This is a genomic window from Bradyrhizobium sp., assembly GCF_019244115.1.
In the GTDB taxonomy this organism is placed as follows: Bacteria; Pseudomonadota; Alphaproteobacteria; order Rhizobiales; family Xanthobacteraceae; genus Bradyrhizobium.
On record NZ_JAFATE010000671.1, the window covers coordinates 1 to 7,665 of the forward strand.

A 7,665-nucleotide genomic window follows, 5' to 3' on the forward strand; every position below is an offset into this window, starting at 1 on the left:
GCGATGACCCGGCGCTGATGAAGATCTACGCCGACAAGAACTCGCCGCGCGCCAATGGCGAAGGCTGGCATTCCGACGTCTCCTGCGACGTCGAGCCGCCGATGGGCTCGATCCTCTACATCAAACAGTGCCCGCCGCAGGGCGGCGACACGCTGTTTGCCAGCATGTACGCCGCCTATGAGGCGCTGTCCGATCGCATGAAGGCCTATCTCGACGGCCTCACCGCGCTGCATGACGGCGAGCCGATCTATCGCGGGCTCTACGCGAACTATGGCGTCGCCGACAAGCCGTCGTATCCGCACGCCCAGCATCCGGTGGTGCGGACGCACCCGGTGACGGGCAAGAAGGCGCTCTATGTCAACCGCGGCTTCACCAGCCATATCGTCGGTATTCCTCGCGACGAGAGCGATGCTGTCCTCGCCTATCTCTGTCAGCACGCGGAAAGCCCGCTGTTCCAGTGCCGCTTCCGCTGGACCGAAAACGCCATCGCGTTCTGGGACAACCGCTGTACCCAGCACCGCGCGATGTGGGACTACTGGCCGCACACGCGCGCCGGCACCCGCGTCACGGTGAAAGGCGAACGGCCGCAGTGAAGTGCCGGCGCGCAACGGCAAGGAATGCACCGTCGCGGACACCATGCGGTGACTGGATGCGCGACGAAACGCAATCCTGACGGTGGATGCGCTACTCGAGAAACGTCGTGAGCTGCGCGCCTTCATCGGCGACAAACACCGCGATCAGCTCGGCGGGCTCGGTCGAGCTCGCATTGGCCGAAACCAGATGGGTCGCGCCCGGCGGCTCGAAGAAGGTCTGACCGACCGCAAAAGTCTCGACCGGGCCGCCGCCGAGCTGGGAACGGATTTCGCCCCTGGTGATATAGGCGGTGACCGAGCCTGCGTGCCGGTGCGGACGGCTGAACCCACCGGGACCGTAAGTCACCCGCACGATCGTGACGCGCTTGCCCGGCACATTCGGCAGCGCATAGGAGCCGATCGGCTCGACCTTGTCGCCCGCGCCGGCGGCCTGGGCGCTGCTTGCGCACAGCGGCGCGATCGCGGCCGAGAGCGCGTCCATCGTCACCGGCAGCGCCCTGCCGAGCGCGAACGCGCAGGCGAGGCCGGCGAAGGCCGCCATCATGGCCGGACGAAAGTCGGAACCATGCAGACGCGTGGCCGAGATCTTGAACATCAGAATCTCCTTTCCAGATCCGTCATTCCGGGGCACGCGCGAAGCGTGAACCCGAAATCTCGAGATTCTCAGGTGCGCAATTGCGCACCATAGTTCGATGCCGGCGCATCGCCCCGGAATGACGAAAACAACGACTACTCCGCGTGCCCTTGCAACCCCTTGCGCATCGCCGCATAGCCCTGTTGTTGCTGGCTCCAGTTGCGGCCGCCGGTCATGGCACCATCGACCACCAGATCATGCCCGTTGACGAAAGAGGATTCGTCGCTGGCGAGAAACACCGCGACATGGGCGATGTCGTCGGGCAGGCCCGCGCGCGGAATCGGCTGTACTGATTTGAACGCCTCGCGCATCAGGGCCGGCGTCTTCTCCGCGGCCTCGGTCGAGAGCCCGAGCGCCTTGCCGAAAATGCCGGTCGCGATCGCGCCGGGCGAGATCGAATTGACGCGCACGCCGGACTCGCCGAGCTCCATCGCGACGCATTTCGTGAGATGAATCACGGCCGCTTTCGCTGCGCCATAGACGATCGAGGACGAGAAGCCGGCAAGCCGTCCCGCGATGCTGCCGTTGTTGATGATGCTGCCCGAACCCTGCGTCTTCATGTGAGGCGCGGCATGTTTCATGCCGAGCATGACGCTGCGCACCAGCGTGGCCATGGCCGCGTCGAACCGCGCCACATCCAAACCCTCGATGCCGCCGGTCTGCGCCGGACCACCGGCATTGTTGAACAAGCAGTCGAGCCTGCCGAACTTTTCGACGCTGAGCGCGATCAGCGCCTGCATCTGGTCCTCGACCGTGACGTCGGTCTGACGGAAGACGCAATTTGCGCCAAGCTTCGCCGCCAGCGCCTCGCCCTCGGCGACGCGGCGCCCGGCGATGACGACCCTGGCGCCCTCGGTCACAAAAACCTCCGCTGTGCGCAGGCCGATCCCGCTGGTCGCACCGGTAATGACCGCGACCTTGCCGTCCAGACGTCCCATGACAAATCCTCCCTTCACGGCCGCTCGATGACCGCGGCGGCAGACGGGGTGCCGTTGACGCCTTGTTAATGACGTTAGCGGGCGCCTCGCCAACAATTTCCGGCGGCTATCGCAATGGCCCCGTGTTTCTACGGACAGCTTAACTAAAACTAAGAGGGAAAAAAGCACAATCCGCAATCATGGAAAGCGTCGATAGACAATTTGCGCAGCTCGCCGCGAACGACGATGGCGATGCCACATCGCGCGCCGAACTCAGCTTTCTGCGTGACGTAATGCGCCTGCTGCCGGCTGGCGTCACGGTGCAGGATGTGGAGGGCCGCTTCCTGCTGATGAACGATGCCGCCGCGGCCCAGCTCGGCTTCTCCCAGGCCTCCGCATCGGCTTCCAAAGGGCTCGGCCATCGCCTTGATGTCGCCGCCGAGATTCTGCGGAGCGGCCGCCCCGTCGTCGCCGAGGAAGTCGCGCAACTCGCGCATGGCAGGCAGGTGCTGCTCACCACGCATCGCCCGGTCCGCATCGCCGATCGCGATCTTCTGCTGTCGAGCTCCGCCGACATCAGCGAACAGAAGGCGTTCGAGGACCAGCTGTTTCGTTCCGCCTTCTACGATGAGCTGACGGATCTGCCGACCCGGCGGGTCATCGAGCATCGCGTCAAGAGCCTCATGAGTTCCGACGGAAGCCTCGAGCGGTTCGCGCTGGCCTTCCTCGACATCGACAATTTCAAGCACATCAACGACTATTACGGTCATGCGACCGGCGATGCGCTGCTGGTCGAGCTGGCACGGCGGCTCGACCGCGAGCTTCGCGAATCCGACATGCTGTCGCGGATCAGCGGCGACGAGTTTTTGCTGCTGCTGCATCCGATCCAGAGCGCCGACGAGGTCGCCGACTTCATCCGCTCGATGCTGCGCCGCCTCGCCGCGCCGTTCTTCATCGACGGATCGGAGATTTTCGCTTCCACCTCGATCGGCGTCAGCCTCCATCCCGAGCACGGGCGCAGCTACGACGTATTGTGCCAGAACGCCGATCTTGCGATGTACCGCGTCAAGAACGAGGGCAAGGGCGCTGCCGCCTTCTTCGACGCCGCAATGGAGCGGGAAGCCCAGGAGCGGATGAAGGTCGAGCAGTCGCTGCGGCAGGCCATCCTCGAAAAGCGGTTCTGCTGCGCCTTCCAGGCCAAGGTCGACATCCGCACCCAGCAGATCATGGGGGTCGAGGCGCTGGTGCGGCTGCGCGGCGACGAGGGCGTCATCCAGGCCCCCGGCTCGTTCGTCAATCTCGCCGTCGAGCTCGGCCTGATCGACGAGCTGACGCATCTCGTGCTGACGGAGATCGTCAAGTCGATCGACCTCATCAACGAGACGTTCGGCCCGAAGGCCGTGATCAGCATCAATGTCGCGGCCAAACAGGCCGGCAACGCTGAGTTCATGCGCTCCTTCGCGCAGGCGCTGGAGGAGACCGGCTTTCCCCGCCGCTTCATGATCGAGGTGACGGAGGATGCGTTCGTCACCAAAACGCTGTTTCAGGACGAGATCCTGCCGATGTTGCGCAAGATCGGCGTCGGCATCTCGATCGACGATTTCGGCGTCGGCTATTCCTCGCTGTCGGCGCTGGCCGACATCACCGCCGACGAGATCAAGATCGACCGTTCCTTCATCACCGACATCCATAAGCGCCCACGCAGCCAGGGCATTTTGCGCGCGATCGAGTCGCTGAGCGCTGCGCTCGGCATGACCGTGATCGCGGAAGGCGTCGAGTCGTTCGAGGAACTCGCCTATCTGCAGGCGGCGACCAAAATCCGCTATGCGCAGGGCTTCTACTTCTCGCGGCCGATTTTCCTCGAAGAGCTGAAGCCGGCCACCTCGGCCTATAGCGACGCGCGCGTCAATCTTGCCAGCCGCGCCGCCCAGTACAGCCGGCCGAACTACCTTCGCGGCGACGGCTATCGCCGCTAGCGACCGTCATTGCGAGCCAACGGGTCCGCGCAAAGCGCGGCCCCCCCGGGCGAGCGCCATCAGCGCTCGCCTTGAGCTGACAGGCTTCGAGGGCGCGCCGGTCAGGGGGAGTTTCGCCACGCCTCGTCCGGAACGCGGACTCTCTCCTCCCGGCAATTTCTGCTATGCAGGACAGCCTCGAACGCGCGTTTACAAAAATTGAGGATGGCCCATGTCTCCGCTCTCGCTGCTCCTGAACCTATTGTGGATCGTGCTGGGCGGCGCGCAGATGGCGCTCGCCTGGCTGGTCGCCGCCGTCATCATGGCGATCACGATCATCGGACTGCCCTGGGCGCGCGCCGCCTTCAACATCGCGGTGTACACCTTCCTGCCGTTCGGCACCGCCGCGGTGTCGCGCACGGCCGTGACCGGGCGGGAGGACATCGGCACCGGACCGCTCGGTCTGATCGGCAATATCATCTGGCTGGTGCTGGCGGGATGGTGGCTGGCACTCGGACATTTGGTCGCGGCGGTGCTGTTTGCGATCACCATCATCGGCATCCCCTTTGCCTGGGCGCATCTGAAGCTTGCGGGCATCGCGCTCTGGCCGATCGGCAAGACCATTGTTCCGATCGATATCTGACCGCAAGACGGCGGCCGGGTGGACAATCGGTTTCGCCGGGTGGCAATCCGGCCGTTGCCGACGGCGGGGCAATCGGCTAATGAAAGCGCGACGCACCCGTAGCTCAGCTGGATAGAGCGTTGCCCTCCGAAGGCAGATGTCAAGCTGTTTCGTGCGGGCGCAAGACTAAAAAGAGATCGACGTTTCAAAGACTTAAGGAATCGGCGCGGATCGCTTCACACTGACGAAGTTTCCGCGTAAGCACTGCGTAAGCAGCGCAGGCACCCGTAGCTCAGCTGGATAGAGCGTCGCCCTCCGAAGGCGAAGGCCACACGTTCGAATCGTGTCGGGTGCGCCACTTCGGTATTCGCTGTCGCAGCCAAGATGCGCCGATCTCCCGGTCAAAAGCGGTAAGCAATCAATTGCGAGGACGGAGCGCGAATCAAGTGCCCTGTCACCGTAATTCCGGTTTCGCATGATCAATTGAAGCAAAAAGGCGGGAGCCGTCGGCTTCGACCAGGCTGGCGTAGATCGGGGCCGGGAAGCTCGGACCATCCCAACAGGCGGGCCATTGTTGGGAGGCCACGCCTGCAGCTGCAATGTAGACGGAACGCCCTGCTCGATTGGCAATCGAAGTGACAAGATAACTGGGTTGAAAATGCCGGACCGGGTCACAGCTTCGAATGAGGTTGCTGATCCGCTGCTTGCAGTCCCGGTAGGCTCTTGATCCAGGGATAACCATGGCTACCCATCTCGTAGCCGCGTTCGAACAATGCACTCATGTATTTCCGATCGAAAAGCTCGTCCATTGGTACGTTGAAATCTGGCGGGATGCTCGCGAGATTGAATTCGATGCCTCTTGCTTTGCTAACTGAATAGATCCTGTAGAGATCCCCGATGCCTTGGTTCTTGATCAGGGTCGAGAGCGATCTGAGCGTAACCGAGACCATATTTGCATTTGTTGACTTCCATTGCGGGTCAATACGACCGTTTCTGATGACGAACAGGCGAGCTCCATTGGCTATTGTTCGGTTACCAGATGCGAGGTGCAAGATTGAGGGCGCCATAAACACCTGCCGTGTCACGCCGCCATCGACGTGGAGTTCATCGTAGACCTCGCCTCCCACTCGCACCTTTATTCGAACGGGCGCGAAGACGCCGGGAAGGGTGGCGGACGCCAGCAGCACTTTTCGAAAGAGGTTCAAGGCTTCAAGATTATCGCGCGCCGCAATCAGGCCCATATCCCACAACACCGGTCTTTGAGCATCAAGATTTGTTGTTCCGATGAGCAGCACTCTCCCTCTGCTCCTCTCAACGGCGATCTCGCGCATGAACTCGCGGTCAACATACCTTTCGATGAGATGCGAAAGAGGGTCGTTGTCGAGGATCGCTGAGCCCTGCAACAGGCTGGGAGTGTCAAAGTCGACAATGTCCTTCGTGCTGTATTTCGTAAAAATCTCCTTGAGTTGGACGTCCCGCTGCCGACCTAGAAAGACAAATGGCGCGATCAATGCTCCCGAACTGACACCAGTTACGAGATCGAACGGAGGCCGATTACCAGCGTCCCCCCAGCCCGCCAGTAGCCCGGCGCCGAACGCTCCGTCCTCAGCTCCTCCCGATATGGCGAGCAGATTTAACCGGCGCGTCGCGTCATTTCGCCCCCGCAGCACCTCTGATTCGACTTGAGGGCTTGCAGCCGATATCGTTACGTCAGATGCCCCCTCGTCGCCCCAATACCGGATATGGCGGAATTCGTTCGGTTGGCCCTGAGCCGCGGTTTCAGGCAGTGCATTTCGCGGGGTGATGGCCGCGCAACCGGTTACAAGGACAGCGGTGAGCAACGAGACCAGCAAACATCTCAGTGCTCGCAGGCGACGCATGAGAGAAAACAGGGATCCATTTGATATCTGGTCAGGGCAGCTATCGAAAAAGCAGACCATCGATTCTCCCGTCGGACGCTAACGAGATCCGACACCCATATTCCCGCTGGCGAAGTTGACTTCATGGACGCCCAACCGTCTCGCCCGACCTATGACGTTAGGTTCGGGTCAAGAGCCTTGTTGCTTCATCTGGCAAAATGCGCTGTGGCCAACGTCCGGCACGCAACAGGAAGGCCGGCAGGGAAACCGGCCGTTTTCTCCACATTGCGCGCTCAGTCGCGGGTCGTTAGCTGCCTTGGCTGAAGCGGTAGTTGATACCGAGCTTGACCGTATGCTCGTCATTCCTAAAGCGGGAGCCGACGAGCGCGGCGGGCCCGCCGGTGAAGTGATTGTCGCCGAAATTGTAATATTGATATTCCGCCTTTGCGGACCAATTTCGCTCAAACATATATTCGAGACCGCCACCGGCCGTGATGCCGCTTCGGTGCGGGCCAGCGGTTGTGACGGTCATCGGAACTCCGCCGACGCTGGCGTGGACATCAGCACTATCGCGGACCGCGTAGCCGCCCTTGGCGTAGAGTAGCAGCGAACCCCAGGTGTAGCCGAGCCGGCCGGTGACCGAGCCGAGCAGGTTGGTCTTGCTGCTCACCATCGCGCCGCCCGGAAAAGTCTTGCCGTTGCCGGCATTGCCGGCGAGTCCGCTGAACTGAACTTCAGCGCCCATCAGCCAATTCCCAGCAAATGTGCGGTCAATGCCAAGCTGCACGCCGCCGAACAAACGGCCGTTTTGCCGTTCCTCCAGGCTGTCCGGGCCGGCGAGCGCGCCGCCGATATGGCCGCCGACGTAGAAGCCGGTCCAGTTGTAGAGAATCTCCGGCACTGCGGATGCCGGCGCTTTCGTATAGATTCGCGCCGGAAGATCGGCCGCGAACGCGGGCGCCGCGAATGCGATGCAAGCGGTCGTAGCGGGCAGAAGTTTCTTCATGAGCAGTTTCTCCGTTGTGGCGGTTGCATGGTGGTCTTCAACTCATTTTCAGCATGACCGGCCCAAGGCTTCAGCACGG

The 7,665-nt window shown here is 62.2% G+C and carries 7 protein-coding genes and 1 tRNA gene; 4 read left to right on the forward strand and 4 right to left on the reverse strand.

Translation table 11 applies throughout. The features are described 5' to 3' along the window. A partial coding sequence (locus JOZ76_RS29145; RefSeq protein ID WP_291704612.1) for a TauD/TfdA dioxygenase family protein occupies positions 1–593 on the forward strand: 593 nt, incomplete at its 5' end. A 91-nt stretch (positions 594–684) separates the two neighbouring features. On the opposite strand, the gene JOZ76_RS29150 is transcribed toward JOZ76_RS29145, so the two are convergent. Beyond that, positions 685–1,137 (reverse strand): cupin domain-containing protein, encoded by a 453-nt coding sequence (locus tag JOZ76_RS29150; protein WP_291704621.1) that lies wholly within the window; start codon positions 1,135–1,137, stop codon positions 685–687. 185 nt (positions 1,138–1,322) lie between these two features. After that, positions 1,323–2,165 carry an SDR family NAD(P)-dependent oxidoreductase gene (locus JOZ76_RS29155; RefSeq protein WP_291704614.1) on the reverse strand — a complete coding sequence of 281 codons (843 nt, stop codon included), beginning with the start codon at positions 2,163–2,165 and terminating at the stop codon, positions 1,323–1,325. A 179-nt stretch (positions 2,166–2,344) separates the two neighbouring features. Between JOZ76_RS29155 and JOZ76_RS29160 the strand changes: the two genes are divergently transcribed. From JOZ76_RS29160 to JOZ76_RS29170, 3 genes are all read left to right on the forward strand, one after another. Continuing rightward, positions 2,345–4,120 carry a putative bifunctional diguanylate cyclase/phosphodiesterase gene (locus JOZ76_RS29160; RefSeq protein WP_291704616.1) on the forward strand — a complete coding sequence of 592 codons (1,776 nt, stop codon included), beginning with the start codon at positions 2,345–2,347 and terminating at the stop codon, positions 4,118–4,120. 211 nt (positions 4,121–4,331) lie between these two features. Then, positions 4,332–4,742: a YccF domain-containing protein gene (locus tag JOZ76_RS29165; RefSeq protein ID WP_291704618.1), complete on the forward strand. Its 411-nt coding sequence runs from the start codon at positions 4,332–4,334 to the stop codon at positions 4,740–4,742. 260 nt (positions 4,743–5,002) lie between these two features. Next, positions 5,003–5,079, forward strand: a tRNA-Arg gene (locus JOZ76_RS29170). 313 nt (positions 5,080–5,392) lie between these two features. Here the strand turns inward: JOZ76_RS29170 and JOZ76_RS29175 are convergent. Both JOZ76_RS29175 and JOZ76_RS29180 read right to left on the reverse strand, forming a co-directional pair. Continuing rightward, positions 5,393–6,601: a patatin-like phospholipase family protein gene (locus JOZ76_RS29175; protein WP_291704624.1), complete on the reverse strand. Its 1,209-nt coding sequence runs from the start codon at positions 6,599–6,601 to the stop codon at positions 5,393–5,395. Positions 6,602–6,887: 286 nt separating this feature from the next. Continuing rightward, the gene (locus JOZ76_RS29180; RefSeq protein WP_291704620.1) at positions 6,888–7,586 is read right to left on the reverse strand and encodes an outer membrane protein; all 699 of its coding nucleotides are present in this window, start codon (positions 7,584–7,586) and stop codon (positions 6,888–6,890) included. Between the last annotated feature and the right edge of the window lie 79 nt (positions 7,587–7,665).